General features: G+C 64.5%; 21 protein-coding genes and 1 tRNA gene. 7 read left to right on the top strand and 15 right to left on the bottom strand.

Features of this window, described 5'->3' with window-relative positions:
• The 9 genes from FLM21_RS15450 to FLM21_RS15490 all read right to left on the bottom strand — a co-directional run bounded on the left by FLM21_RS15450 (position 1) and on the right by FLM21_RS15490 (position 11,921).
• Entirely contained in the window at positions 1-2,721 is a 2,721-nt protein-coding gene (locus tag FLM21_RS15450; RefSeq protein ID WP_148716425.1) for a contractile injection system protein, VgrG/Pvc8 family, read from the bottom strand.
• The gene (tssG, locus tag FLM21_RS15455; protein ID WP_148716426.1) at positions 2,718-3,815 is read right to left on the bottom strand and encodes a type VI secretion system baseplate subunit TssG; all 1,098 of its coding nucleotides are present in this window, start codon (positions 3,813-3,815) and stop codon (positions 2,718-2,720) included. The genes FLM21_RS15450 and tssG overlap by 4 nt, the downstream gene beginning before the upstream one ends.
• Positions 3,779-5,608: a type VI secretion system baseplate subunit TssF gene (gene tssF / locus FLM21_RS15460; RefSeq protein ID WP_148716427.1), complete on the bottom strand. Its 1,830-nt coding sequence runs from the start codon at positions 5,606-5,608 to the stop codon at positions 3,779-3,781. Before tssF ends, tssG begins: the two co-directional genes overlap by 37 nt.
• A 6-nt stretch (positions 5,609-5,614) precedes the next feature.
• Positions 5,615-5,998, bottom strand: coding sequence for a type VI secretion system baseplate subunit TssE (tssE, locus tag FLM21_RS15465; protein ID WP_187359929.1), 384 nt, complete (start codon positions 5,996-5,998; stop codon positions 5,615-5,617).
• Positions 5,999-6,048: 50 nt separating this feature from the next.
• Positions 6,049-6,615, bottom strand: a complete 567-nt coding sequence (locus tag FLM21_RS15470) for an Hcp family type VI secretion system effector (RefSeq protein ID WP_148716429.1) — start codon at positions 6,613-6,615, stop codon at positions 6,049-6,051.
• 9 nt (positions 6,616-6,624) lie between these two features.
• On the bottom strand, positions 6,625-8,643 hold the full coding sequence (tssC, locus tag FLM21_RS15475; RefSeq protein WP_148716430.1) for a type VI secretion system contractile sheath large subunit: 2,019 nt from the start codon (positions 8,641-8,643) through the stop codon (positions 6,625-6,627).
• A gap of 391 nt (positions 8,644-9,034) precedes the next feature.
• Complete coding sequence (locus FLM21_RS15480) at positions 9,035-9,271, bottom strand: hypothetical protein (RefSeq protein ID WP_222846709.1); 237 nt, start codon at positions 9,269-9,271, stop codon at positions 9,035-9,037.
• Between the two features lie 147 nt (positions 9,272-9,418).
• On the bottom strand, positions 9,419-10,396 hold the full coding sequence (locus tag FLM21_RS15485; RefSeq protein WP_148716431.1) for a sigma 54-interacting transcriptional regulator: 978 nt from the start codon (positions 10,394-10,396) through the stop codon (positions 9,419-9,421).
• 244 nt (positions 10,397-10,640) lie between these two features.
• Entirely contained in the window at positions 10,641-11,921 is a 1,281-nt protein-coding gene (locus FLM21_RS15490) for a sigma-54 interaction domain-containing protein (RefSeq protein ID WP_148716432.1), read from the bottom strand.
• A 255-nt stretch (positions 11,922-12,176) separates the two neighbouring features.
• On the opposite strand from FLM21_RS15490, the gene FLM21_RS15495 reads away from it, so the two are divergent.
• The 4 genes from FLM21_RS15495 (at position 12,177) to waaF (ending at position 14,806) form a co-directional block, all read left to right on the top strand.
• A complete protein-coding gene (locus tag FLM21_RS15495; RefSeq protein WP_148716433.1) occupies positions 12,177-13,097 on the top strand; it encodes a branched-chain amino acid transaminase in 921 nt (306 codons plus the stop codon).
• Between the two features lie 70 nt (positions 13,098-13,167).
• On the top strand, positions 13,168-13,368 hold the full coding sequence (locus tag FLM21_RS15500) for a zinc-finger domain-containing protein (protein WP_148716434.1): 201 nt from the start codon (positions 13,168-13,170) through the stop codon (positions 13,366-13,368).
• 62 nt (positions 13,369-13,430) lie between these two features.
• Complete coding sequence (locus tag FLM21_RS15505; protein ID WP_222846710.1) at positions 13,431-13,793, top strand: cupin domain-containing protein; 363 nt, start codon at positions 13,431-13,433, stop codon at positions 13,791-13,793.
• Positions 13,790-14,806 carry a lipopolysaccharide heptosyltransferase II gene (gene waaF, locus FLM21_RS15510; RefSeq protein ID WP_148716435.1) on the top strand — a complete coding sequence of 339 codons (1,017 nt, stop codon included), beginning with the start codon at positions 13,790-13,792 and terminating at the stop codon, positions 14,804-14,806. Before FLM21_RS15505 ends, waaF begins: the two co-directional genes overlap by 4 nt.
• A gap of 41 nt (positions 14,807-14,847) precedes the next feature.
• On the opposite strand, the gene FLM21_RS15515 is transcribed toward waaF, so the two are convergent.
• On the bottom strand, positions 14,848-15,270 hold the full coding sequence (locus FLM21_RS15515) for a hypothetical protein (RefSeq protein ID WP_148716436.1): 423 nt from the start codon (positions 15,268-15,270) through the stop codon (positions 14,848-14,850).
• Between the two features lie 136 nt (positions 15,271-15,406).
• Between FLM21_RS15515 and aroA the strand changes: the two genes are divergently transcribed.
• Positions 15,407-16,717 carry a 3-phosphoshikimate 1-carboxyvinyltransferase gene (gene aroA / locus FLM21_RS15520; RefSeq protein ID WP_148716437.1) on the top strand — a complete coding sequence of 437 codons (1,311 nt, stop codon included), beginning with the start codon at positions 15,407-15,409 and terminating at the stop codon, positions 16,715-16,717.
• Positions 16,718-17,037: 320 nt separating this feature from the next.
• Positions 17,038-18,840, top strand: a complete 1,803-nt coding sequence (locus tag FLM21_RS15525) for a glycoside hydrolase family 19 protein (RefSeq protein WP_148716438.1) — start codon at positions 17,038-17,040, stop codon at positions 18,838-18,840.
• Positions 18,841-18,927: 87 nt separating this feature from the next.
• Here FLM21_RS15525 and FLM21_RS15530 read toward each other — a convergent pair whose 3' ends face one another.
• The 4 genes from FLM21_RS15530 to mltF form a co-directional block, all read right to left on the bottom strand.
• On the bottom strand, positions 18,928-19,236 hold the full coding sequence (locus tag FLM21_RS15530) for a hypothetical protein (protein ID WP_148716439.1): 309 nt from the start codon (positions 19,234-19,236) through the stop codon (positions 18,928-18,930).
• Positions 19,237-19,372: 136 nt separating this feature from the next.
• Positions 19,373-20,923: a beta-N-acetylhexosaminidase gene (gene nagZ / locus FLM21_RS15535; protein ID WP_148716440.1), complete on the bottom strand. Its 1,551-nt coding sequence runs from the start codon at positions 20,921-20,923 to the stop codon at positions 19,373-19,375.
• A gap of 62 nt (positions 20,924-20,985) precedes the next feature.
• Positions 20,986-22,383 (bottom strand): glutamate--tRNA ligase, encoded by a 1,398-nt coding sequence (gene gltX / locus FLM21_RS15540; protein ID WP_148716441.1) that lies wholly within the window; start codon positions 22,381-22,383, stop codon positions 20,986-20,988.
• Positions 22,384-22,454: 71 nt separating this feature from the next.
• Complete coding sequence (gene mltF / locus FLM21_RS15545) at positions 22,455-23,915, bottom strand: membrane-bound lytic murein transglycosylase MltF (protein WP_148716442.1); 1,461 nt, start codon at positions 23,913-23,915, stop codon at positions 22,455-22,457.
• A gap of 150 nt (positions 23,916-24,065) precedes the next feature.
• On the opposite strand from mltF, the gene FLM21_RS15550 reads away from it, so the two are divergent.
• Positions 24,066-24,155: transfer RNA gene (locus FLM21_RS15550), tRNA-Ser, on the top strand.
• A gap of 14 nt (positions 24,156-24,169) precedes the next feature.
• On the opposite strand, the gene FLM21_RS15555 is transcribed toward FLM21_RS15550, so the two are convergent.
• Positions 24,170-25,228, bottom strand: coding sequence for a tyrosine-type recombinase/integrase (locus tag FLM21_RS15555; protein ID WP_148716443.1), 1,059 nt, complete (start codon positions 25,226-25,228; stop codon positions 24,170-24,172).
• Positions 25,229-25,370: the final 142 nt, after the last annotated feature.

Here is a 25,370-nt window from a genome sequence, read left to right on the forward strand (position 1 = left end):
TCACAGATAGATCTTCACGCCGACCATGATGTTGATGGTCACGCTCTTGGTTTCCATCTCGGGCTTGGCCGGCCGGTTGCTGTATTGGATGCCGCCGCCGGTGAATTCGAAGCTGTTCGAGATGCCGGAATTGCTGATCGAGGTACTCATCCCCGCGGTGCTGGTCTGCAGCGACATGCCAACGGTGCTGTCCGAGACGGTCATGCCGGCAACGCTGCTCGACACGCTCATCCCCAGCACGCTGTTGTCCATCACCATGCCGGTCATCGAATTGGACATGCGCATGCCGGTCATGGAATCGCTCATCGCCATGCCCACCGCGTCCTGGCTGATGTTGCTGCCCACGGCGTTGACGGACATCGACATCCCGACCATCGACATGCTGCTGCTGCTGCCAGTGGCACTCACACCGACGCTGGCGCCCACCGTGTTGATCCGCATGTCCTGCACCACCATCGACAACGCGCTGTCGTTCAGGTGGACGCTGACGTTGTCGCTGTTGCCGAGCAGTATCTGCGAACCGGTCGAATTGCCGATCTGCACGCTGCTGGAGGTGCTGTTGCCGATCTGCAGATTGTTGCTGTCGACATTGCCGGTGTGCGTGTCGTTGCGCGTCACGTTGCCGGTCTGGGTGCTGGTCGAGCTGGAGTTGCCGATGGTGTTGCTGATGGCGGTGCTGTTGCCGGTAACGTCGTTGCTGTTGTAGCTGTCGCCGATCACCTTGTTCACGCCGGCCTGCACCGCGCCCGCCGCTTGCGGGTGCGACGATTCGGTCGATTGCAGCGAGGTGCTGCTGTCGCCGATCACCGATTCGCTGTAGGTGCGGCCGATGGCCGAGAAGCTCTTGTTCTCCTTGGCCCAGCTGTTGCTGTAGCCGCAGCCATAGCTCCAGCTCTCGGAGAGGATGCCGGTCTCGCGGCTCTCGGAGGTGCTGTAGTTGTAGCCGGCGCCTTGCGAGTAGCCGGCATCCTTGAACACGCCGCGATCGTAGGCGGCGGTGACGATATTGATGGCCGCCGGCAGGTCGTACTTGGAATTGATGCCGTAGCTGATGCGCTTGCTGTCGCCGTAGCTGGTGGAATAGCTGTTGCCGGTATGGCTGCCGGCAGTCCAGGTCGACGGCATGATCACCTTGTTGCCGTTGCTCTGGACGATGCTCTGCACCTCGGGCAGCTCGGATTCGTCCTGCGCCCGGGTGATGGTCACCGTCACACCGTACTCGGGCACCGTCTGCATGCTGGCCGAGAGCTTCACCCACACCGATGGCGCGTTCTCCTCGGTGGTGAAGCGCACGAACACGCCGCGCGCGTCGAGCTTGGACTGGTCGCCGCGGCTGTCGAGCAGCGGGGCGTTCTGCGGGTTGTAGACGTTCTTGTCGTAATAGCGCCAGTCGGAAGGCGGGGGTGGCGGCACCACAACCGCCAGCACCGCACCCTGTTGCGTGTCCGCCAGCGAGAACGGTGTGATCAGGCCGTCCGCCACGCAGGCCTGGAACTGGTTCTGGTAACTGCCGTCGAGGCTGGCGTCGTGCTTCACCGAGGTCAGCACGAAGTTGCGCTCGTTCAGCGAAGGTCGCACCGGATCCGGGTTGGCGCTCCACGGCTGGTCGGTGAGGGCGAACTGGTGGCCCACGTGGAAGAAGGCGCAGGTGCTGGCACCGGAGAGCTGGCTCGCGGCGGTTTCCAGCGTGAGCTGGGTATTCTCGGCATATTCCTGCAGCTCGTTGCTGCTGTAGCCGTACTGGTAGATCTTGTACTGGTGGAACGGCAGCTCGCCGCTGTCCGCCAACGGCTGGTAGTGGTAGGCGGTGGGCACCGCCACCGCATCGCGCTCCCACGCCGCCTCCTGGCGCACTGCGCTGCCAGTCACGCCGCTGGCCTGCAGCGACATCTGGTAGTTGTATTGCACCACGAGGTCGGGCTGGTGCTGGCCCACCTCGTCGGTCAGCGTGGCGGTGTAGCGCAGCGCGCGGCGATCGGCATGCACCTGCGGGTAGTCCGGGCGGTTGGCGAATACCACGGTGTGACCAGTCGGCTCGTGGCGCACGTAGTAGTAGACATGCGCCTTGGCCATCAGCCGGCGCAACAGCTCGTAGTCGCTCTCGCCCGCCTGTAGCCAGTCCTGCACCCGGCATTCGGCCAGGTTCTCGCGGCCGGAGGCATCGAGCCCCTTGATCGCCTCCACCGAGTAGGCCACGCGATGGCGGCGCATCAGCTCCTCGATCACCTGGCGCACGTTCTGGTGCGCGTAGATCTGGTAGCGGTTGGTCAGCGTGAGCTTGTAGAGCGCCGGCTTCATCGTCGCCCGGTAGACGCCCTGATCCTCCATGGCGAAGGCGGTGACGATGCCGTTGAAGTAGGAAACGCTGGCGCGGTTGTTGGCGCGGCCATTCACCGCATCGATGAAGTCGTCCGGCGCCGTATGCTGGCCGGCCACACCCGGATAGGCCACGCCGACGGTGACCGGGCGGCCGATCAGGTCGGTGAAGCGCATGGGCTGTTGCGTCGTCGCCTCGGTGTTGCCGTGCAGCTCCAGCTGGAACTCGAACGGCTCGGATACGCCTTCCTGGCCGGAGAAGCTGGTGAGGCGGAAGGTCTCGCGCGACACGATGCGGCCGGGCAGGAAGATCGCCGCGTTGAGGAACAGCCCCTGCGGTTCGGACTGCGCCACGCTCATGCCGCCGATGGCCTCGGCGATGCGCGGCACCACGCGATCGTTCATCGTCCGTCTCCCTTGGCCGGATACGCCGGAATCAGGAAAGTCACCGCGCGCGCGGCCGCATCGGCCGCGGCATCGGCGCTGCTGAGCCAGGCGGTCTGCGACAGCCGCATCGCGCTGCCGCCCTCCTCGCGGTTCAGCGTGGCGCGCGGTGCGGTCGGCGTGTCGAGCCGCAACACCACCTCGACGTCGACGCGGCGGTCCACCAGCAGATGGACCAGCGCGGCGAAGGCGGCGTAACCGTTTTCCTGCCGGCTGAGCGGCAGCAGCGCGCGAAAGCGGGCGTAGTCGAGCGTGGCCACGGTGAGCCGGATCCGAGCCTGCTGATCCCAGTAGCGCCCGCCGACCAGGCAATCCCGGCCCAGCCGGTTGCCATGGCGGCCGAGCAGCTGCCGGTCACCGCGCTCGATGTTGCGCCAGGCGCCGATCAGCTGCGTCAGCGCCACGGGCACACCCAGATAGCGCGACAGCACGTGCTCCACGGTGGTGGCGCTCTTGCGGCAATTGGCCAGCAGGCCCGCCAGCCCCAGCCAGGCGCGTGCCGGCAGCGGCAGCTGGGCCGCGAGCTCGGGCAGGCCCACGCCCATCAGCGCGCCGAGGTATTGCGCGTAGCGGGTCTCGGCGGGTTCCAGGTGGTTGAGGCCGACTTCCTGCCGCGCCTTGATCTGGTGGCGCAGCGCATTGGTACGGTGGTTGAACAGGTCGAGGAAAGCCGCCATCGCCGGTTCGCCGGCGCGCAATTCGTCGCGCACCCATTCGGTGTACGGCTCCGGCAGGGGCCCCAGTTCGCCGGCCACGCAGTAGTTGGGCGTGGTGAGCTCGATCAGCTCCGGTGCCTGCGCCACCGGGCGGCGCGGGCGGCGGCGGTTCACCACCCGGGTGACCTCGCGCCCAGGGAAAGCGGCCGAGAGCTCGCCGCGAAAGCGCAGGCGCTCGTCGATCGCCCACGGCTTGAGCGGTTGCAGCGTGCCGTTGGCGCCGCGCGCGCGCGGCTGCCAGCGCAGCAGGCGCACCAGCTGGAAGATGTTGAAGCGGCCGAATTCGTCGGCCAGCGCCGTCTTCAGAGGACGGGCTGTGCGCCAATCAGCGGCGGCCATGATTTCAGCGTCCCTTTGACGTCATGCGTGGAAAGATCGAGCTCGACCAGCGTGTTCACGGTGGCGTAAAGCGCGAAGAAGCGGCGCAGCACATCGGCGAACAGCACGGCACTGGCATCCTCGAAGTGGCTGCGGTCCAGATCGAGATCCAGGTGCACGCCCTGGGCGAAACCGCGCCAGCCTTCGCGGCCGAGGTGGCGCACCACCGGGCGGCAATGGATGCTGCGGATGCCATCGATCTGCTTCAGTCCCTGGATGCTCATCGGCCCCACGTGCAGCGACAGCATGTCCTTGAGCGCGGTCATCGCCAGCGGCCCTTCGGCCAGCGACAGGTGGTTGAGCGCCAGTTGCGACGCCAGCGCCCACGGCCGGCTGCCGATCAGCGCCGGCGTCTGGTGCGGCGTGGGCTTGCTGACGATGCGCACGCTGGCCACCGGCCCCGCCCCTTCCAGCTGCAGCGCGTCGCCCACGCGCAGCTGCTCGGGCAGGCGGCGGTTGGTGCACAGCGCGCGGCCCCCGATCACCTCGTCGGCCGGCACTTCGACATCGAACTGGGTATCGAGGAAGGAAATGAAGATCTCGGTGCCCGGCACCTGCGCCAGCTGGCTCGGCTCACGCCGCGCCACGTAGAAGTAGTCCTGCTGCTCCAGCTTCTGTGCTTCGTCCATGGCGAAGTACGGCGCGATCGGCCGCGGGCTGGCATTGGGCCGGATCGAGACCAGCTCCTCGATCGCGTAGATCTCGGTGTAGCGGTGGTGCTGGATGTCACCGTGCAGGTGGTATTCGTACTGGGTCTGGTCGAGCGGCAGCGGATCGATCCGCTGGCTGAACAGGTTGATCAGCGGCACGCAGTTGAGCTTGAGCACGTCCGGCTCGAAGCTGATCGCCTTGTTGGGCGGGCTGTCGAACTGGAACAGCAGCTCGGCGCTGTCCTCGGCACCGGCGAAATCGAGGCCGGATACGGTGAAGAACAGGAATTTCTCCGGAAAGGCGAAGTATTCCTGCAGCAGGCGGTAACCGGGGTGGGTATGCGGGTTGGCCAGCAGCATGGCCTCGTCGTTGGCAAAGCCGTCCCAGACCAGCGCATCGGCCCGCAGGTGCTGCAGCCGCACGTGGCCGTCGGCAGCGCGCACGCGCACGGTGATGCCGGTCAGGTTGACCGCCAGCGCGTCATACAGCCGCCAGGCGTTCTTCGATTCGGTGTTGATGTAAAAGCGCAGGCTGGAGAGCGCCAGATCCTGCATCCGCTCCGCGCCGAGCCGATCGAGCTTCACCCGCAGTACGGTGCGGGTATTGCCCTGGTGCTTGAGGAAATCGAACTCGTCGGTCGGCGTCGGCTTGACCTCGGCCACCGCCAGCGGCACCAGCGGCGCGGCGCCACAGCTGCGGAAGCGGCAGGCGAGTTTCTGGCCCAGATCGTTGCTGGCATTGGCATACAGCGAGCGCGCCGCCTCCAGCACCACCGGCTGGGCAAAGTTGGCGGCATCCGGCTGGACATCAAGCTCGGCCACCAGCATCGACGGCACCGGCGCTTCCAGATGCGGATAGAGGAAGTGCAGCAGGGTATTGGGCAGCGTGGCCTGTCCGACTTCCATCTGGTAATGCAGCCGGCCGGTGAGAAAGGCAAACGACTGCATCAGCAGCTCGACGTGCGGGTCCTTGCTCGGGCCGCGGTTCAGCATCAGCGCCTGCGCCGCCTGCGGATAGCCTTGGGCGAACTCGGCTGCGTCGTCGCGCAGCGCATGCAGTTCGCGCAGGAAGTAGTCCTTGAGCCGGGTGCCGTCGTGGTTCATGGCCGTTCAGTGTTGCGGCAGGTTGAAATGGAACAGATGCAGCTGACCGCTATCGGCCAGGCGCCCACTCACCACCAGCTGCCAGGGATTCCAGTGGCCGCGGGTGGCGGCCACGCTGACTTCCACGCCGGCAAGGCGTGGCTCGTATTGCGTGATCAGGCGGGCGAGCCGGCCGCAATAGCGCTCCAGCTCCACCCGGTTGTGCAAACCGATTTCCACCGCATCGGGCAGGCCGAATTCGAGCAGGCTGCCGCCATCGCCGCCCGCCCAGGCGCGCGTGGCGACCAGGCGCTGGATCTGGGCCGCGACCGCGGCGGCAAGGTCGAACGGCTCCTCGCCCCCGGTCGGCAGGGCCGGTTGCCCGGCCAGGCGCTCGAACAGGAATCGCATGCGGTGTCCTCCGGTGTGCCGGGGCGGCATAGCCGCCCCGGTCAGGCCCATCAGTCGGTGAACTGGCCGATGGGGCGGTTGCGGGCGATGGACCAGCCGGCCGACAGGTTGCCGGCGGTGGTCGTATCGGCCTTCTGCACCGTGTAGGTCCAGAGGATCTCGGTGAACGACAGCTTGAACTGCTCGGTCGGCATGTCATCCGGGTGCGACTGGAACTGGATCTCGCTGATCAGCGCGTTGCGCAGCGACATGGTCAGGATGTTCGCGGTCTTGTCGCCCGAGTTGCGCGCGATGTAGATCTTGGTCGGCTTCGACGGATCTTTGTCGAGCGGCTGTGCACGCAGGCAATACTCGAAGAACTTCACCGAGGTCTTGTCGACGTACTTCACGCAGGTGAACTCGGTGATGATCGGACGCCCGGAGGTCCGGGCCGAGTTGCTGACGTCGGTGGTGATCTGCTGCTTCATGCCCTGGTGCACCGAGACCAGTTCCAGGCATTGGCCCAGATCCAGCACTTCGTCGCGCCATTGGTTGTCGATCAGGCTACCGCCGTTGGCCCAGCTGTTCTCGCCACCGAAGATGTCGGAATCGCCCGGCTGCAAAAGTATCAAATCCATGATTGCTCCTTACTTGGGCAGGTTCGCCACGAGGCGAATCGAGGTGGTGAGTTCTTCAAGCTGGAAGTGCGGCTTGAGGAAGACCGTGGCCTTGTAGGCGCCCGGCTCGCCCGGCACGTCGGTGACGACGATGCCCGCCTCGCGCAGCGGATACGCCGCCTTCACTTCCTGGGTGGCGTTGTCGTCCAGCAGCACGTACTGCGCGATCCAGGTATTGAGGAAGGCCTCGACATTGCCGCGGGTGAGGAAGGTGCCGATCTTGTCGCGCATGATCACCTTGATGTAATGCGCGAACCGGCTGGCAGCGAGGATGTACGGCAGCATGGCGGAGATGCGTGCATTGGCATTGGCATCGTCGGAGACATACTTCTTCGGCAGGTTGGTCGTCTGGCCGCCGAAGAAGGCCGCCTTGCCGGCGCCCTTGCAATGACACAGCGCGATAAAGCCAAGGTCGTTGATTTCCTTCTCGCGCCGATCGGTGATCGACACTTCGGTCGGGCAGAACAGCTCGCGGGTGCCGGCGTCGGTGTCGTACACGTATTGCGGCAGGCCCTCGACCAGGCCACCGCCCTCGACACCGCGGATCGCGGCAGTCCAGCTGTAGAGCGCGAAGGCATTGGTGATGCGCTCGGCCAGCACATAGGCGGCATTGCCCCAGAGGAACTTGCCGTTGTCGTTGCCGGCAACATCTTCCTTGAAGTTGATCCCTTCGGCCGGCAGCGTCTTCTCGCCATAGGGCAGGCGCAACAGCACGTGCGGCAGCACCAGCGTGACGTAGCGCGAATCCTCCATCTGGCGGAATTCCTGCCAGCGCTGCAGGTCGGCCCCTTCGAAGATCTTGGCCAGGTCGCGCGGCCGCGCCAGCTTCTCGAAGCTGTCGAGCCCGAACAGCGCGGGATGCGCGGCGGTGACGAAGGGCGCATGTGCGGCTGCGGCCACTTCGGTGATCTTCTTCAGGAACTCGATGTCCTGCGCGCCACCGCCAAATTCGTAGCCGCCGATCAAGAGGCTATAGGGCGCGCCACCGTAGGTGCCGTATTCGGCTTCGTAGATCAGCTTGAAGATGGTGCTCTGGTCAAACTCGACCGCCTTCTCCATGTCCTTGAGCAGCTCGTCCTTGGTGGCGTTGAACACCCGAAGCTTGAGCAAGGTACCGGTTTCGGTCCGCGACACGAGATAGAAGATGCCGCGCCAGGTGGCCTCGATGGCCTGGAAATTCGGCGCATGCATGATGGCGGACAGCTGCACCGACAGCGCCTCGTCGATCTCGGCCACGCGGGCATCGATCAGCGCGGTGGCGCCCTTGGTGACCTGGAAGTCCGGCTCGGCCTTGAGCTTGGCGGCCAGCGGCGCAACCACTTCGGCGACGAAGCGGCCGATCAGCCCATTGGCCGCCGCCTTGTCTTCGTCGCTGCTGAGGTCATTCACCCACACGGCCAAGAGGCGGGCGTCGATCTCGGCGTCGCTCACGGCCGACGGCTTGACCGCGGCCTTCGTCCACGCATCGACACCAGCGGCAGGGTCGTAGCTCTTGACCAGCGCATCGCGCAACGGACCACCATCGACCGGCGACACCACGCTGTCGAGCAGGAATGCCAGCGTATCGTCGGTTTCCGAGCGCGCCTGCACCATGCGGATCTCGGTGCGCGCGGTGTACAGCTCGTTCAGCGGCGGCACCGCCTTGACCACGGCCAGCGGCTCGAAGTCATCGAGGTTCTGGAACACCACGGCGCCGGTCAGATCACCCTGCCCGCCAGGTAGCACGTTGGGAATGCCAGCGAGCTTCACACGCGGCGCCGCGGTCTTCAGCACATCGTTGAAGTTGTCGCGGTCGATGTCGACCAGCTTGCGTTCCTTCAACAGCGGGAACGCAGCCGGATCTTCGCGATCGGCCGTCAGGTCGGCAAAGATGCCGACGATAAAGGGCAGCTCGCGTTTTTCGATTGCCCCCCCGGTTTCCACGTCGTACGTGATACGCACCCGCGGCGGACGGACCCGCAGCAGGCGCTTTTGTATGCTTTCGCCCATCTTTGACCTCACTCTTAAGTTCAGGAAGCGTTGCAGTACACGACGATCTCGACGGAGCGTGCCCGCGCTGTCCCGCGTTGCTGCCCCTGCCCGCGCCTATCGCTCCATCGAGCTCCGGGATCGCCAGTGGGCCAGTGATGAACAAGAGTCATGCCAGCATGCGAACATCCTTCAAGCCATTGATTTACATCGATTTAACGAAACACGCCCAAGTCGACTGGGCAAAATCCCACCCACCCACTCGAGCCGATTCGCGTCGGCATGTACGCAGACATGGACATCCGGGAGCGGGTTCGGCCAGGGCGATTTCCACCCGCCCCGGGTGGATTTGCGCCCGCAGCAGGCACAAAAAAACCGGCCAGGGCCGGTGCGGGAGCGGGATGACGGCAGCTCAGTGCCGGGTGCAGGCGCGCCACAGTTCACGGTTGCCGATATGGCGGCGCTCGACCACGCCCTGCTGCTCCAGGCGCTCCAGCGCAGCCAGCGTCACGGCGGGGGCTTCCGGCAGATCCGGCCACTCGATCCACCAGGCATGCACGCCTTCCAGCGTATCGGCACTGGCAGGCCGCTGCTGCAGGTAGCGGCAGATCGCCTGCGCCACGTAGTCGATCAGGGCATCGTCCATCATCTGGCTTCTCGTTGTGAGTGGAGGGCTCAGGCAGCCGCATCGCTGCAGGCGCCACACCACCAGCTTGCATCATCAATTGCGGGGGCGCCATCCGGGAAACTACACAGTATTGGAGGCCAGAATATAACAAATCAAGAAAGGATTTGGTCAGCATTTGTCGACCGTATTGAGCATAGGTGCGCTGTGCAGGTCCAGCTTGCGTACCAGCTTGCCGAAGGCGCTGCGATCCTGGCCGGCGAGCTTGGCGGCCTGGGTGATGTTGCCGCCGGTGCGGTCAAGCAATCCGGCCACGTAGCGCTGCTCGAACTCGGCGATGGCGCGGGCTTTTGCTGTCTTGTAAGGCAATGTGCAGCCCGGCACGGCTTCCTGTAGCGCTTGCCGCCCCAGGCGCAGATATCCGTCCTCGCACATCAGAAAGGCGCGATGCACCTGGTTTTCCAGTTCGCGGATGTTGCCCGGCCAATCATGCTGCTCGATATAGGCCAGTGCTTCCGGGTGGAACTGCCGCCCGGTGATGCGGTACTGGTGGGCATAGCGCCGCAGAAAGGCGTGCGCCAGGGCCACGCCATCGCCATCGCGATCTCGCAGCGGCGGCATCAAGAGGGTCAGCACGTTCACCCGGTACCACAGGTCGCTACGGAAGCGGCGCGTGACGACCAGCTGGTCGAGGTCGGCATTGCTCGCCACCACGAGCCGCACGTTGGCGCGACGCTCCTGGCTGCCACCGACCCGCCGATAACTGCCGTCCTGCAAAAAGCGCAGCAAGGCCGCCTGTGCCTTGAGGCTGAGCGCATCGACCTCGTCGAGGAACAGCGTGCCGCCATCGGCTTCCGCCACCAGCCCGGCAGCTGCGGCTTTGGCATCGGTGAAGGCACCGCGCTCGTGGCCGAACAATTCGCTCTCCACCAGGCTTTCAGCGAGCGCCCCACAGTTCACCGGCACGAAGGGCCGATCCGCCCGGCTGCTGTGATAGTGCAGCGCACGCGCCGCCAGCTCCTTGCCGGTACCGGTTTCGCCCAGCACCAGCACCGGCACATCGACACTGGCCATCTTTTCCAGCTGGTGCAACACCTGCTGAAACTGCGGCGATGTGCCGATCAGGTTGTATCGGGACAGCTTTTCCATCTCACCCCCAACAGACCAAAACGCCGGGTCGCCCTCACGGGGCAAACCCGGCCAAGAATTAATACATTGGTCTTTATGCCAGCGACCTATTCGTGTCAAGAATCAGCATGGTATCAATTGCTTATAAGTGAGATTTCTAACTTTTATTGACAGCTTCAGCACAAGAAAACGCGGAAAACAGCCGCCAGTCGGTCAATCGACTTGCCGCAGCGGCATATCTGTCTGGTTGAACTGAGGGGATGCGTCAGCGCGCGTCGACCATCTCGGCGTCGAGCCCGTACTTGGCAAGCTTACGGTAGAGCGTCATGCGCGAGCAGTTGAGCCGCGCCGCCGCTTCGCTCTTGTTGCCGCCGCAGGCTTGCAGTGCGGCGAGCAACTGCCCGCGCTCGTCCTGCTGGGGGCAGGCCTCGGCGCAGTGCTGCAGGTAGTCAGGCAGATCGTGCAGTTCGATGCGCTGGTGGCAGGCATTGATCAGCGCGACTTCGAGCACGTTCTTCAGCTCGCGCACGTTGCCCGGCCATGGATGCGACAACAGCCGCTGGCGTGCCGCCGGCGTCAGCGTGATGCCGGGCCGGGCCTTGAGGAAATGCGTGACCAGCGCCGCCAGATCCTCGCGCCGCTCGCGCAGCGGTGGCAGCGCCAGCCGCGCCACGTTCAGCCGATAGAAGAGATCCTCGCGGAACGCCCCACTCTCCACCCGGCGCTCCAGAGGCTGATTGGTGGCCGCGATCAGCCGGATATCGACGTTCACCGCGCGGCTGGCCCCCAGGCCAAACACCTCGCGGTTCTCGATCACCCGCAGGATGCGCGCCTGCACACCCAGCGGCATGTCGCCGATCTCATCAAGGAACAGCGTGCCGCCGTCAGCCATGCGGATCTTGCCCTTGTAGGCCTGCTGCGCGCCGGTGAACGCGCCCTTCTCGTAGCCGAACAGCTCGCTCTCGATCAGGTTGTCCGGTAGCGCAGCGCAATTGAGCGCGACAAAGGGCCGGCCACATCGGCCGCTGAGCGCATGGGCGTGGCGTGCAACCAGATCCTTGCCGGTGCCGGTTTCGCCGGTGATCAGCAGGTTGGCGTCACCAGCGGCGTAGCGTTCCAGCCGTCCCCACACCGAGCGCATGGCCGTGGACTGGCCGACCACCGTCGGCAGCTCGACCCCGCGTGCCGGGCGCCGGTCCGGCGCCGGCAAGCCGAGCGCGGCGATCAACTGGCGGCTGCTACGTGCGTCGAGCACCCCGCCGTAGCCAGCGGCCATGGCCGCATCGGCCGGGGGTTGCCGCGATTCGCTGACCGCCAGCACCGGTGCGGCTGGCCATTGCCGCGTGAGCAGCTGGCGCATGCGCGCGCATGGCGGCTCATGCTCGGCAAGCAGCACCAGGATCAGCCGTGGTTTGAGGCCGACTTCCGCCAAGCTGGCGAGCCGCGATGGCGCCACGATGCATAGCCGTGCCTCCGGCTCGGCCCCGTCCAGCAGCCCGAGCGGCACGCCATCGCTGACCAGGATCACATCGGCAAGCGGCATCATCGCCTCGTCGCGTTCATCGGACTGACACAATTTGTGCAAAAAATGTCAGCACTTTCCGACACCCAAGTTAGGTAGCCCCCCGCCGCGCCGCAAGCCCAAACACGCCCATCCGCCGCTGCGTCGGACCGACGGTGCCCTCACCCGCCAGCAGCCTTGTGCCATTGCCCACTGCGGCAAGCGCTACGCCGCAAGCGGCGAATTCCGCTACAATTTCCCGCTTTGTTACCCAACCGAATGAGAAGGCAGGAGAGAGCTATGTCGTTGGCTGATCGCGACGGCGTCATCTGGTATGACGGCAAACTGGTTCCCTGGCGCGATGCGACCACGCACGTGCTCACGCACACCCTCCACTACGGCATGGGCGTGTTCGAAGGCGTGCGCGCCTACGAAACGCCGCGCGGCACGGCGATCTTCCGTCTGCAGGATCACACCGAGCGCCTGCTGAACTCGGCCAAGATCTTCCAGATGAAGATCGGCTACTCCGCCGAGGAGCTGAACGAAGCGCAGAAGACGGTGGTACGCGAGAACAAGCTCAAGTCCTGCTACCTGCGCCCGCTGTCGTTCATCGGTAGCGAGAAGCTCGGCATCGCAGCCAAGGACAACACCATCCACACCATCGTCGCGGCCTGGCCGTGGGGCGCCTACCTCGGCGCCGATGGCCTGGAGAAAGGCATTCGCGTGAAGACCTCCAGCTTCACCCGCCACCATGTGAACGTGTCCATGGTGCGCGCCAAGGCCTGCGGCTACTACATCAACTCCATCCTGGCCCACCAGGAAGCGGCCGCCGATGGCTACGACGAAGCACTGGTGCTCGATACCGAGGGCTATGCTTCCGAAGGTGCCGGCGAGAACCTGTTCGTGGTGAAGAAGGGCGTGCTCTATACGCCGGATGTCGCCTCCTGCCTCGACGGCATCACCCGTAACACGGTGCTGCAGCTGGCCAAGGAAGAAGGCATCGAGATCGTGGAAAAACGCATCACCCGCGACGAGATCTACACCGCCGACGAGGCGTTCTTCACCGGTACCGCCGCCGAAGTCACGCCGATCCGCGAACTCGACAACCGCGCCATCGGCAAGGGCAGCCGCGGTCCGGTCACCGCCCGCCTGCAGCAACGCTATTTCGATGTGGTCCAAGGCCGCGACGAGCAGCACCTGGACTGGCTGACGCTGGTTTAAGCAGCAGAGGCCCGGCCACGGCCGGGCCCGCATCCGGCAACGACGGGCCCCGCGCCCATGGAAAACGATCATGGCCCAGCAAGAAAATACCCAGAACGAAATCGAAGTCGGCGCCGCCGACCTGCCGCTGCACTGTCCGATGCCGGCACACCTGGCGTGGAACAGCCACCCACGCGTGTTCATCGATGTGAGCAAGACCGGCAGCGCGCAATGCCCGTACTGCGGCACCCGCTACACGCTGCGTGCCGGTGAAGTGGTCAAGGGCCACTGAGCCTGCCGAGTACGACCGCAAGCGGCGCCTGGCGCCGCTTTGTTTTTTGCGCGAGGTATCCCGTGATCGTCGATCTGGAACATGCCCGGTATTACCAATGGGGTGGCGGCTGCGACGGCTGGCACCTGCTGGCGAGCCCTTCCCTTTCCGTCATCCGCGAGCGCATGCCACCGGGTACCTCGGAAGTGCGCCATCGCCACCTGCGCGCGCAGCAGTTCTTCCAGGTGCTGGCCGGCACGCTGACCATCGAGCTGGATGGCACCAGCCACGTGCTGGTCGCCGAACAGGGGCTGCACATCCCGGCCGGCGTTGCCCATCAAGTGCTCAACCGCAGCAGCGACGATGTGCATTTCCTGGTGGTTTCCGAACCGCCGTCGCACGGCGATCGCGAGCCGGCGCCGCTGCTGGAGGTGCTGTCCGCATGAAGCAGATACTCATCGTCGCGCCGGCCTGGGTCGGCGATGCCGTGATGGCACAACCGCTCTACGCCCGGCTGGCCGAACGACACCATGGTGTCGCCATCGACGTGCTCGCCCCGGCCTGGACCCGCCCCTTGCACGCGCGCATGCCGGAAATCCGCGAGGCAATCGATGCGCCATTCGCCCACGGCGAGCTCGCGCTGAAGAAACGCTGGCAGCTCGCGCGCCAGTTGTCGCGGCGTGGCTACGATCAAGCCATCCTGCTGCCCAATTCGATCAAGAGCGCTTTGGTGCCGTGGTTTGCCGGCATTCCACAGCGCACCGGCTGGATCGGCGAATCGCGTTACGGCCTGCTCAACGATTGGCGCAAGCTCGACAAGGCCGCGCTGCCGCGCATGGTCGGGCGCTTCGTTGCACTGGCTGAAACGAAAGGCACCCCGCTCGCTCGCCCCATCGCCGATCCCCGGCTGGTGGTCGATGCCAAGGCCAGCACTGCGGCGCTGGCCGCGCTGCAACTGAGTACCGAGCGCCCCATCCTCGCGCTGTGCCCCGGCGCCGAATACGGCCCGGCCAAGCGCTGGCCAGCACGCCACGCCGCCGCGCTGGCGCGCGACTATCTGGCACGCGGCTGGCAGGTGTGGCTGTTCGGCTCGAACAAGGATGCGGAAATCTGCGGCGACATCGTCGCCCAGGCACCCGGCGTGATCGATCTGGCCGGCCAGACCTCGCTCGCGCAGGCGATCGACTTGATGTCGCTCGCCGCTGCCGTGGTCTGCAACGATTCGGGGCTGATGCACGTGGCTGCCGCGTTGGGTCGGCCGCTGGTGGCGGTGTATGGCTCGAGCTCGCCAGTGTTCACGCCGCCGCTGTCACCGACGGCACGCATCGTCTCGCTCAATGTGGAATGCAGCCCTTGTTTCCAGCGCACCTGTCCGCTCGGGCACATGAAATGCCTGAACGAACTGGGGCCGGAACGGGTGGATGCAGCCTTGCAGGCGCTGGAACCGCCGCCGCGCTGAGCCGGCAAATGGTGAGCCGGCACAGCGCGCGGTCCAGCGGCTTAGAAGTCCTGGAATTCGCCCATGTGCTTGCCGAAGCTTTCCAGCGTCGAATGCTTGACCGAGAACTCGACACCGCTCTTGCCGCGCATGGGAAAGAACGAGAAGGTGGTGCGCTTCTTCTGCGGATCGTCCTGCATGCCGAAGCTGCCGCCCAAACCCAGGCTGAGCCCGGGCTTGAACGAGCCGGACGGGTTGGAATAGCTGGCGCTCAAGAGATCGAACGAGGCCGAGGCCTTGAAGCCATGCTGATTGCCCTGCACGCCGAAATCGAAGGCCGCTTTTTTCACGCTGAGCCCATGACCACCGAAGGACGCGGAATACTCGGCGCCGTGCCCGCTCACGCCATAGCCGCTGGCGTAGCTGGACGCCCTCGGGCCGCTGAAACCCATCTGCAGCCGTTTACCGCTGGCATCGCTCATCATTGATCCTTGTTGTTGTCATATCGGGCATCCCACCATAGTCCAGATGCCTTGCCGCCGCCGTTGCGCATGCGGGCGCTCGCGGGCGCAGGCCACCGCACGGTATGATTGCGGACTTCCCCTAGCCCGCCCCTGTGCCATGGAACACCTCGACCTCACCCCGATCGCCCGCGTTGCCGGCACCGTCAACCTGCCCGGCTCCAAGAGCATTTCCAACCGCACCCTGCTCTTGGCCGCGTTGTGCCAAGGCGAAACGCTGGTCAAGGGTCTGCTCGCCTCGGACGACACGCAGCGTATGCTCGAGGCACTGGCTGCGCTCGGCGTGCGTTGGGAACAGGTCGGCGACAGCCGCGATTTTCGCGTGACCGGTTGCGGCGGCCAGTTCCCGGTGAAGGATGCTTCGCTGTTCCTCGGCAACGCCGGCACCGCCTTTCGCCCGCTGACCGCCGCGCTGGCCTTGGCAGGCGGCAGCTACCACCTGCACGGCGTGCCACGCATGCACGAGCGCCCGATCGGCGATCTGGTGGATGCGCTGCGCCAAGCCGGCGCACAGATCGAGTACCTGGGCGCCGAGGGCTATCCGCCACTGCAGATCCGGCCCGGCGCCATCACGGGCGAACGCGTGGCGGTGAAAGGCAATGTGTCCAGCCAGTTCCTCACCGGCCTGTTGATGGCACTGCCGCTGGCCGGCCGCGACCTCACCATCGAAGTGGTCGGCGAGCTGATTTCCAAGCCCTATATCGAGATCACGCTCAACCTGCTCAAGCGCTTTGGCATCGCGGTCGAGCGCCGCAGCGTGAACGGCAATGATTGGGCCGAATTCTTCATCCCCGGCGGCCAGACCTACCGCAGCCCGGGTGAAATCTTCGTCGAAGGCGATGCCTCATCGGCCTCCTACTTCCTTGCCGCCGGCGCCATCGCCGCCACGGCCGATGCACCGGTGATCGTCACCGGGGTGGGCAAGCAAGGCATCCAGGGCGACGTGCGCTTCGCCGAGGCGCTGGAAGCCATGGGTGCCGTGATCGAGCGTGGCGACAACTGGATCTCCGCCAGCCGCCCCGCTTCCGGCCGACTCAAGGCAATCGATATGGATTTCAACCATATCCCGGATGCCGCCATGACCATCGCGGTGGCCGCGCTGTTCGCCGAAGGCACCACGCGGCTCTCGAATATCGAGAGCTGGCGCGTCAAGGAAACCGACCGCATCGCCGCCATGGCCGCCGAGCTGCGCAAGGTGGGCGCTACCGTCGAGGAAGGCCAGGACTACCTGGTGGTCACGCCGCCGGCCGAGTTGACACCCGATGCCGCGATCGCCACCTACGACGATCACCGCATCGCCATGTGCTTCTCGCTGGTCTCGTTGGCCGCACCGGTGCGCATTCTCGACCCTGGCTGCACGGCCAAGACCTTCCCCACCTACTTCGATGAGCTCGCCCGCATCGCCCGCTGAGCCGCCGCGCAGCTGGAGCGATCCACCTGTCTGACGCGCACCACACCGGTGCGCGTTTTTTCTTTTCCGCTTACAAATTGCCGGCTTTTACAGGCTAGAAACCACTTCCTGCGGTTTGCGCGATAAATCGTGGAATTTCAACGGCTCGTCCTAAAAAGAAACCATACCATTACGGGAAAACACCAACGTCACCGCATCAGAAATTGATAATATATTGTTGATTTTCATACACTTTTATACGAATCCGTTGGTTTTATCTTTCAACTTATGCTGATACCATCCACCTCATAACAGTCGTACACAACAGGATGGAGGAAGTCATGTTCGGATCACGTCATGCTCTCATCGTGGCGATCGCCGCCATCGGCGTCGCTCACGCAGCAGAATGGAGCAGTCAGGCTGTCTACACCGCCGGCCAGGAAGTCAGCTACCAGGGCCAGACTTGGCGCGCCAAATGGTGGACGCAGAACAATGTGCCCGGCGCAGAACAGTGGGGGCCGTGGCAGCTGGTCGCCGGCACGCCGACCCCCGCACCTGCCACGCCGGTGCCGACAACGCCGACGCCCAACGCCACGCCAACTCCGGTGGCCGTGACACCGACCGTGACCCCGCGGCCCGCCACGCCCACGCCGGTGACCCCGGCACCGGTCACCCCTGCGCCGAGCGGCTGCTACGCCGCCTGGACCGAGGGCAGCACCTATGCCGCCGGCAGCAACGTGACGTACAAGGGCCGCAACTACCGTGCACTGGTCACCCATGTGGCCTATGTCGGTGCGAACTGGAACCCGGCCGCCAGTGGCACGCTGTGGTCCGATACGGGTGCCTGCAACGACGGCGGCGTGCAGCCGACGCCGACCGTGACCCCGCGTCCTACCGTCAGCCCTACGCCAACGCCGACCGTCACGCCTCGCCCCACCGTCAGCCCGACTCCGGTCACGGCGACGCCGACGCCGGTCAGCCCGGTCTCGCCGACACCGATCGTTTCGCCCACGCCAGTCGTACCCACCCCGGTGGTGCCGACTCCGGCAGGCGGCGTCCCGACCAAGGCCGAGGCCGAGGCCTATGCCGCACGCCTCACCGATACCGACATCTTCCGCAAGGTGAAATACTCGGTACGCACGCTGCCGAATGCGCAGGTCGAAGCAGTGGCGCCGGGCAAGGCGACCAATCCGGATAACGTGAAGCGGGTCGAGGCGCTGGTCTCGCAGCAGAAGTTCGATTACTACTTCCAGGTGCGCAACCCGTCGTATACCTACCAGGGCTTCCTGCAAGGCGTGGCCAAGTTCCCGGGCTTCTGCGACACCTATACCGATGGTCGCAACAGCGATGAGATCTGCCGCCGCTCGCTTGCCGCCATGTTCGCCCACTTCGCCCAGGAAACCGGCGGCCACAGTATCGAGCAGTTCGGCATCCCCGAATGGCGCCAGGCGCTGGTGCACGTGCGCGAAATGGGCTGGGACGAGACCAAGTCTGGCTACAACGCCGAGTGCAACGATCCGGTGTTCAACAAGATCTGGACCTGCGGCAAGCTCGCCAATGGCCAGTTCAAGGGCTACTTCGGTCGTGGCGCCAAGCAGTTGTCGTACAACTACAACTACGGCCCGTTCTCGCAAGCCATGTTCGACGGTGATCAGTTCAAGCTGTTGAACAACCCGGAACTGGTGGCCGACACCTGGCTAAACCTCGCTTCCGCGGTGTTCTTCTTCATCTACCCGCAGCCGCCCAAGCCGTCGATGCTGCATGTGATCGATGGCACCTGGGTGCCGAACGATTTCGACAAGTCGCGCCAGCTGGGCAACGATTTCCCGACCACCATCCAGATCATCAACGCCGAGTGCCAGGACACCCCGACCAAGCCGGCGGCACAGAACCGGATCAACTACTACACCGAGTTCTCGCGTGATCTGGGCTGGGACATCAACAAGGAATCGATGAAGTGCGCCGGCATGGGCCGCTTCGACGGTGGCTCGTCGGCTGCGTTCAACATCTACTGGGAAGAGGATTGGAAGGTGGGCGGCGAAAACAAGTGCCAGCTCGTCAGCTACCAGACCCCGTACAACGCGCTGATCGAAGGCCAGTACGTGAAGTGCGTCGAGGACAAGTGGAAAGTGCAGCTGAAGTAATATGCGGGGGCGCAAGCCCCCACGACAATAAAAAAGCCCGGGCAACCGGGCTTTTTTATTGAGCGCCGTAGCGCTAGATCGAAGCGTTTACCGCCGGGTATTGGCAGCAAGCTGGCGGCGTTCGCTGCGGCTGCTCTTCTGGGCGTACTTGCGCTTGGAAGCGGAAGCGTACTTGGCCGACTTCGTTGCATTCCGGCTGGCCACCTGCTTGCGCGAGGACTTGGTGGCGACCTTCTTGCCGTACTTGCTCGATGTCGCCTGCTTTTGTGGTGCCGGAGCCGAGGCACGCACGATCTGCACGGCGTAGGCCGGATCGTCGAACGGCAGCGGTGCATCGTCGGCGAAAGCGAGCGGGGCGAAGGCCAGGGCCAGTGCGCACAGCAGGATTTTCTTCATGACCCTCGTTCTCCTCGGCAAGTCAGCGGGCAGTCTAACTGCCAAATTCCATTGCCGCAAAATTAAATTCCGGTCAGACAGGCCCACAGCAGCGGCCTGCAAGCCAATGTCATGCAAAGGCAATGTTTACGGCACATTAGACCGTGCCGGCCAACCTTGCAGCAATCACGTTCAGCGCGGCCGGGCGGTTGGCGTAAAGCGTGAGCCGTCCCGCCGCCGCAGGTGCCAGATCGAGGTCATACGGCAACCGGCCCGCCACCAGCCAGCAACGCGGCCACGGCAAGGCCGCGAGCAAAGCCTGCTGCGCGCGATGCAGCACGGCGTTGTAGCTCAGCACCACGACCTGCGCTGCAGCATTGGCCCGTGCGACCGCGTCGGCGATCTCCTGATCCGACGGCGCCAGCGGCAAGGCCAGCTCGTCCACCGTGAAGCCCAGCGCTGCCAACGGCCCGGCCAGGCTATCGTGCTGCTGCAGCGTCTTGCCCAGCGCCACCTCGTCGATCTCGGTGCGGGCGCGTACTTCCAGCGTGATCAGCAATACCGGCTGGACTGGATCGAGCGGGCGGAACTCGCCCGCCTGCGTCAGCGCACGCTGGTGTACCCGTTGCGACAGCGCCAATGCCTCCGGCCGGCACAGCACCGGTTGCGGATCGACCGGCAGGCTGTGCCAGTGCGCCATGCCACGCGCATGCTTGAGCGTTAGCACGCGCTCGCATGACGCGGACAGTCGGGCCGGGTCGATTTCACCGGCGGCGACCCGCGCCAGCAGCAGCTCGGCGGCACCGGTCTGCCGCGCCTCGGTGTGCGACACCAGCATCACATCCGAGCCAGCGGCAAAGGCACGTACGGCACCTTCGACGGTGCCGACGCCGCGGGCGATCGCGTCCATTTCCAGGCAGTCGGTAAAGGTGACGCCGGCAAAGCTCAGCTCGCCACGCAGCAGCTCGGTCAGCACCGCGTGCGACAGCGTAGCGGGTGTATCGGCATCGGGCTCGACCGCCGGAAAGGCCACATGCGACGACATCACCGCGTCGATGCCGGCAGCGATGGCAGCGCGGAAAGGCGCGAGCTCGACGGCATCGAGCCGCCCCCTGTCATGGCCGACCCGTGGCACACCGAGATGCGAGTCGGTATCGGTGTCTCCGTGCCCCGGGAAGTGCTTGGCGGTGGCGGCAACACCAGCGGCCTGGATGCCGCGCATCGCGGCAAGGCCGTATTGGTTGACCGTGTCCACCGTCTCGCCGAACGCACGTACGCCGATCACCGGGTTGGCGCGGTTGTTGTTCACGTCCAGCACCGGCGCGAAGTTGATATTGATGCCGAGTGCGGCGAGCTCTGCGGCGCCGATACGCGACAAGGCTTCGCAATCGGTGCTGGAGCCCGCCGCCAGGTAGGCCAGCGCCGATGGCAAGGGCGTGAGCCCTTCCTCGATACGCGCCACCATGCCACCTTCCTGGTCGATGCCGATCAACAGCGGAATGGCGCTGACCTCGGCATTGATCTCCTGCAGCCGCCGGCACAGCGCAGCCACTTGGCTCGGGCTGGCTACGTTGCGGCGGAACAGGATGACACCGCCAACGTGATAGTCGCGGATCAACCGTTCGATATGGGCATTCGGGGTGAGGCCATCGAAGCCCACCATCAGGCATTGGCCGACCTGCTGCGCCAGGGTGAGGGGTGCGTTCATTTGCATTCCAAATCAGAACGGCCGGGCTGAGCCGGCCGTTGAGGAGTTCTCTGCTGTGCGCCTCAGGCTGCCAGGCGGCGCAGCACTTCGTCGCGGCCGATCAGCGCCAGCACGGCGTCCACGGAAGGCGTGTTGGTGATGCCGCAGACCTTGGCGCGCAACGGCATGCCGACCTGCGGCATCTTCACGCCCTGCTGCTTGACGAAATCCTTGATGAAGGCGGACAGCGTGGCGGCATCCCACTGCGGTAGCGCCGCAGCGCCTTCGGCGAACAGCTTGAGGCGCTCCTCGTCCTCCGGCTGCAGGTGCTTTTCCACCACCTCGGCCGTCGGGTTGAGCGGGCGATAAAAGTACTCGGCCTGGTCCGCCATCTCGACCAGCGTCTGGCTGCGATCCTTCAGGAGCGCGCAGACATCGGCAAGCTGCGGGCCATCGGCCGTCGCCACGCCCTTGTCGGCAAGGAAGGCCGCCACGCGCTCGGCCAGCCGGGCCGGATCGGCCGCCTTGATGTGCTGGGCGTTCAGCCACAACAACTTGTCGCGATCAAAGCGGCTGGGGCTGGGCGACACATCCTTGAGATCGAACCACTCGACGAACTGCTCCAGCGTGAAGAACTCATCGTCGCCGTGGCCCCAACCCAGCCGCGCCAGGTAGTTGAGCAGCGCCTCGGGCAGATAGCCCTGGGTGTCGTAGTCCACCACGCTGACCGCATCGCGGCGCTTGCTCATCTTCTGGCCCTGATCGTTGTGGATCATCGGCAGATGGGCAAACACCGGCACCTCAGCGCCCAGCGCCTGATACATGTGGATCTGGCGCGGCGTGTTGTTCACGTGATCGTCACCGCGGATCACATGGCTGATCTGCATATCGACATCGTCGACCACCACGCAGAAGTTGTAGGTGGGCGTGCCATCCGGGCGGGCGATGATCAGGTCGTCGAGCTCGACGTTGCCGATCTCGATGCGGCCCTTTACCGCGTCGTCCCACGTCACTGCGCCATCAATGGGCGTGCGAAAGCGCACCACCGGCTGCACATCGGCCGGCACTGCCGGCAGCGTCTTGCCTTCCTCCGGACGCCAGCGGCGGTCGTAGCGCGGTTTCTCGCCACGTGCCTCGGCCTCAGCGCGCATGGCGTCGAGCTCTTCGCGCGAGCAGTAGCAGTAGTAGGCGTGGCCACTGTCCAGCATCTGGCCGATCACGGTCTTGTACCGCGCCATCCGCTGCATCTGGTAGAACGGGCCTTCGTCGTAATCCAGACCCACCCAGTGCATGCCATCGAGGATCGCCGCCACCGATTCGGGCGTGCTGCGTTCCAGGTCCGTATCCTCGATCCGCAGCACGAAGGTGCCGCCATGCTTTCTGGCATGGGCCCAGGAGAACAGCGCGGTACGCACGCCACCGATATGCAGGAGACCGGTGGGGCTGGGCGCGAAACGGGTACGGACAGGACGGGAACTCATGAAGGGTGATCCGGCAAAAGCAAAGCCGCCATTGTAGCGGCGGCTTTGCTTGGTGGGCAGTGCGGATTGGCTTAAAGCGCGGCCTGCACCATGGGTGGTTTGGCCGGCACCACGCGGTTGTTGATCCTGAGCGGCAGGTTGTCCGGATTGTGGATTTCCACATCGGCGGCCAGCACCGGTGCGTCCGGCTTATACGGCTCCTCGAAGCGCGCCAGGATGTCGTAGTAGGTGCGCAGCGTCTCGACGAAGGCAACGGGTTCTCCGCCACGTGCGTAGCCAAAGCGCAGCGTAGAGAAATACTTGGGATCGCGCAGCAGCGGCAACACTGTTTTCAGGTCGGCCCAGCTGTCCGGGTTCTTGTTCAGCCGCCGCGCCAGGATACGGGCATCGGACAAATGCCCGATACCGACGTTGTAGGCTGCGAGCGCGAGCCAGGTGCGGTCCGGTTCGGCAATGTGCGCTGGCATCGCATCGACCATCATCTTCATGTAGCGGGCGCCGCCCTGGATGCTCTGGTACGGATCGAGCCGGTTCACTCCCAACCGATTGGCCGTATCAGTGGTCAGCATCATCAGGCCGCGCACGCCATAGGCAGATACTGCGGCCGGGTTCCAGTGCGATTCCTGATAGGACAGCGCCGCGATCAGGCGCCAGTCGATGCCAGTCTTGTCCTCGGCCTGCTGGAACCAGTGGCGGTACTGCTCGAGTACGGTTTCGCGCTTGCCGAGAAAAGCCAGCGCGTCGATCGGCCCGACCCGGTTCAGGTGACCGTAGTAGCGGTCGATCAATCGCGCCAGCGTCTTGTCGGACTGTGCGCTGTTGAAGAACGCGGTAACGCGCGCGGTCAGCTGCGCATCGTCACGTGGCACCGCCCACGCCAGCGCTTGCTCCGCGGAAAACGGCTTGGCGATCGCGACGTTGGGGAAATAATTCTGGGCTACCGCGGCGAGGTGGGAATCGACCACCACGTAATCGTACTGGCCCGACGCCACGCCTTCGATCAGGCCTTCGGCATCGGCATCGTCGATAAGGCGCCAGGTGAAGCCCGGCTGCTTCGTCTTGTACTGGTTGAGTGGCTGCAGGTACTGCGGCAAGGTCTTGACCATCGCCGTGCCCGCATTGAGCTGGGCCAGCGCCTGTCTCTCCGGCACGCGGGCCGGATACACCAGCACCGGCTGCACCTGCTGGTATTCAGGACCAAAGGCAAGTCGCTCGCGTTCATCATCGCGGTGTACGCCGACCGCCAGATGCGCTTGGTGCCGCGCCAGCCGTTCCAGGATGGCGTGGTAATCGCTCTCCATCACGAAGCGCAGCTTGAGCCCCTGCGCTTCGGCGAAGCGGGTCACCAAGTCGTACTCGAGGCCGGCGTACTCGCCGTCGGCGTCGACATACAGCGTGGTCGGGCTGTTCTGAACCAGCACGACCAGTTCCTTGGATTCGGTCCACGGCAGGACCCGATTGGATGTCTTGGCAGGCATATCCGAACAGCCCACCAAGGCAGTGGCGCACAAGGCCATCAACCAGTGTTTCATGCGACTCCGGCAATGGAGCAGTCCAGCCCAGCTTAGCGCCGGCCCACTCCGGATCAAGACGTCGGCATTCTGCCCAAAATCAGGGCAACGGACAAACGTAAAGACTTTGCATTTTTGCGAAACATCGCTTATAGTGCCGCTCTCTTTGCCGGAGAGGTGGCAGAGTGGTTGAATGTACCTGACTCGAAATCAGGCGTAGGTGCAAGCCTACCGAGGGTTCGAATCCCTCCCTCTCCGCCAATACCAATTTAGTATCAAGCACTTAGGGCCGATTCATCGGCCTTATTTTTTTGCTGTGCCGCAGATGTCAGACGTACCTGTGCCAGATTTGTGACTTGAGCTGGTTCCAACAAGTGTTCCACGCACAGGTGGGCATAGCGTTGTGGCATTTCGATGGTCTCCCATCCACCGAGCCGTTTCAGTGTGTAGATGTCGGTACCGCCCTGCACGTGCCAGCTTGCCCAAGTGTGCCGCCAGTCGTGCCAGACGAAGTCCGTGATGCCAAGCGACTTCATCTCCTTTCGCATGATGCTGTCGTTCGAGCGTGGCCAGTAGCTCATCGGCTGTCCGTTTCGATCGACAAAAACATGAGTCGAGTGCTTGCCAAGCTGCCCTCGTATCACGCTCACAGCATCGTCGGAGAGCACGCAGTAGAAGTCTTTGCCGCTTTTGAACATGCTGCCAGGGATGAAAACGCATCGCCGACGCAGATCGACCCGATCCCACGTTAGTTCGTACACATTCGACTGCCGCAAACCAGTCGCCAGCGCAAACCTTGCCATCGTTGCTAACCAGGGTGGCAGCCGCTCGATCAACCGTGCGGCGTGATCCTGAGTAAGCCAGCGGATACGCCCATCCGGCTCCTCGTAGACCCGGAAAGCTGGGACATGATCGATCCACTCCCAGTCACGTATCGCGGTGTTGAGCAGCGCTCGAAGCGTAGCGATCATCCGGTTGCGCGAGGCTGGCGCCGAGTAGCGTTTTTCCACCACCTCTGCCGCCTCGGCTTTGGTGATGCTATTGATCGCCCTACCCCGAAACGCCTCAGTCCACCATCGCAGATAGCGCTTGTCGTCATCCAGTGACTTTTTGTGCTGTATCTCCTTCAGGTAGCGTATGGCCGCTTCTTCCCACAGATACTCACGCTTCACATTGAGCCGGCTCTGTTCCCAGAGCTTGGACTTCATGCGGTCGTGCAGCTCCTGTGCTTCCTTCTCGTTTTGGGTTCCAGCAGACTGTCTAATTCGCTCGCCAGTTGGCGTAACGATGTCGATCCACCAGATCCCCTTTGTGCCTCTTTTCTTGATCGGCATGGGGTTTCCTCTTCGCCCCGTGCGCCAGCAGGCGCATTGTTGAGCTGCGTGGAGAGCTTGTCTAGGTTGCTCGGCCAGATCCGCCACTGCCGGCCGACCTTGAAGCCGACGCCAGGCTGCGAACGCAGGGCACGCAGTACGG

Origin of the sequence: Chitinolyticbacter meiyuanensis (assembly GCF_008033135.1) — a bacterium.
In the GTDB taxonomy this organism is placed as follows: domain Bacteria; phylum Pseudomonadota; class Gammaproteobacteria; order Burkholderiales; family Chitinibacteraceae; genus Chitinolyticbacter; species Chitinolyticbacter meiyuanensis.